The 2,324-nt window shown below is 65.1% G+C and carries 4 protein-coding genes; 3 read left to right on the top strand and 1 reads right to left on the bottom strand.

The genetic code is table 11. The features are described from left to right. Window positions 1–578: MFS transporter (locus VIR09_RS29235; protein ID WP_332016053.1), on the bottom strand; the 578-nt coding region annotated here is incomplete at its 3' end. A gap of 225 nt (window positions 579–803) precedes the next feature. Here VIR09_RS29235 and VIR09_RS29230 point away from each other — a divergent pair. The 3 genes from VIR09_RS29230 to VIR09_RS29220 all read left to right on the top strand — a co-directional run. Beyond that, complete coding sequence (locus tag VIR09_RS29230) at window positions 804–1,355, top strand: DNA starvation/stationary phase protection protein (protein ID WP_332016052.1); 552 nt, start codon at window positions 804–806, stop codon at window positions 1,353–1,355. Between the two features lie 210 nt (window positions 1,356–1,565). Continuing rightward, complete coding sequence (locus VIR09_RS29225; RefSeq protein WP_332016051.1) at window positions 1,566–2,093, top strand: sigma-70 family RNA polymerase sigma factor; 528 nt, start codon at window positions 1,566–1,568, stop codon at window positions 2,091–2,093. A 7-nt stretch (window positions 2,094–2,100) separates the two neighbouring features. Then, window positions 2,101–2,324 (top strand): DUF4880 domain-containing protein (locus tag VIR09_RS29220; protein WP_332016050.1); only part of this gene is annotated, 224 nt, incomplete at its 3' end.

Below are 2,324 nucleotides of genomic sequence, written 5' to 3'. Positions count from 1 at the left end.
GTTTCGCCGGCGGCGGGGCGCGCCGCGCGGGGCAGCAGCCGCACGCAGGCCAGGCAGGCGATGATGAGCAGGATCGACAGCCACATCACCCAGTCGGCGTCGAAGGTCTTGATCAGGTAGCCGCCGGCCACGGTGACCACGGCAAAGCCCAGCGAGCCGCAGGCGCGCATGACGGTGTAGGAGCTGCCCTGGCCGCGGCCGCTGGCGATTGCCATGCGGTCCATCAGCGGCAGGACCGCCGGGAACACTGCGTTGAGCAACAGGGTGATGGCCAGCAGCCAGGCGGGCGTGCTGCTGAACGGGTAGCAGGCGAACAGCACCAGCGACGCCGCCAGCGCCGCGGCGATCAGGGCGTGCGCGCGGCCGGTCTGGTCGGCCATGTGCGCGACTACCGGGGTGGACAGGATCTTGGGCAGGAAGGACGTGGCGACGATCAGGCCTATCGCGGCGGGATCCAGGCCGCGGCTGGCGAACCACAGGGGCAGGAAGGGAATGCTGACTCCCTGCAGGCCGTAGTACAGGAAGTAAAACCCGTGCAGGGCGATGGCGCCTTGCCTGGCGTCGGGATTGCCGCGCATAGCGATGAATGGATCCGGCTGAATTGACGCGGCGTAGCATACTCCTAGCCGGGCTGGATTTCAGAAGCGGCGGAGCCTCGATGCAGGGCATAGTCAAAGAAGCGGCGGCGCCTTGATCCAGGACATTGGCAAAAATGCGCGGGCGGAACTACGCTAGCGGAGTCGTGGCGTGTACGAGCTGCGCCGCGCGTGCGTTTTCACCATCATTCCTAGGAGTTGCGACCCATGGCCAAGAAACTGGATGAGAAGACCACCAAAACCCTGAAAGAGCGGCGCAAGCGCCCGCTGGCGACGCCGACCGACCTGGCGGCAGCAGCCACCAGGGATATTTCCGCCGCGCTGAACCAGATACTGGCCGACGTGTTCGCGCTGTATCTCAAGACCAAGAACTTCCACTGGCATGTCAGCGGACCCCATTTCCGCGACTACCACTTGCTGCTGGACGAGCAGGGCGACCAGTTGTTCGCGATGACGGATCCCATCGCGGAACGCATCCGCAAGATCGGCGGCACCACACTGCGGTCCATCGGGCATATCGCGCGCTCGCAACGCATTTCGGACAACGACGCGGACTACGTGCAGCCCCTGGACATGCTGGCCGAACTGCGTGAGGACAACAAGGTCCTGGCCGCGGCGCTGCGCGAGGCGCACAACATCACCGACGAGCATCGCGACATCGCCAGCTCCAGCCTGATCGAGAACTGGATCGACGAAACCGAGAGGCGCACGTGGTTCCTGTTCGAGGCCAGCCGGGAAGGGGATTCCACGGGGCACTGAGGCGGTCCCTGCTGCGCGCCGTTGCTTGGCCGCAGCAGGTGTCTGGCGCATAGGGAGGCGGACCGCAGGTCTGCTTTTTTTTTGGGACAGTGCGCGCTTATCCGAAAAGCGCTATGGATTCCGATAGGGCCCGTGAGAAATTGCGTCTCACCATCAATAATGATTACAATTCCCATTCTTAAAAACTCATGAAGCGGTCGCGCTACGGCCATGTCGTCCTTGCCATCTTTGGAGCACCGCGAGCTGGGCTTGCTCTACCGCGATCATCACGGCTGGCTGCGTGGATGGCTGCTGCGGCGCTTGAGCGTGCCTGCCGAAGCCGCCGACCTGGCTCAAGACACGTTTTTGCGCTTGCTGGCGTCGCCCGCGTCCATGGCCCAATTGCAGGGCGTAAGGCAGCCTCGCAGTTTTTTGGCCACGGTGGCGCAACGCACGCTGGTGGACCATATCCGGCGTCAGGTGCTGGAGCGCGCCTGGCTGGAGACCCTGGCTCAGCAGCCGGAGGCCCATGCGATCTCGCCCGAAACCCAAGCCATCCTGCTGGAAACGATCCGCGAGATCGACGCCATGCTGCACGGCCTGGGCGAGAAGGTGCGGCGCGCCTTCCTCATGTCCCAACTTGAAGGCGCAAGCTACGCGGACATTGCGGCCAAGCTGGGCGTGACGGTCAGTTCGGTGAAGAAGTACATGGCGCGCGCGACCGAGCATTGCCTGGTCTACGCCCTGGAACGGCAATAGGCGCGCGATGGCGGACAAGACTATCGCCGCGGCGGCGCAATGGTACGCGCGACTGTGCGCCGATGACGTCAGCGCCGCCGATGTGACGGCGCATGGCCGCTGGCTGGCGGCCGATCCCGAACATGCGCGCATCTGGAGCCAGGTGGAACGGCTGCGCGGCACCTTGGGCGCGGCGCCCGCGCGGCTCGCCGCAGATGCGCTCAACCGTGCAGACCTCCACTTCGCGCGCCG

This window comes from Achromobacter sp. (assembly GCF_036567245.1).
Classification (GTDB): Bacteria; Pseudomonadota; Gammaproteobacteria; order Burkholderiales; family Burkholderiaceae_B; genus Achromobacter.
The sequence above is the reverse complement of the archived record's forward strand: the minus strand, read 5'-3'. Positions and strand labels throughout refer to the sequence as shown.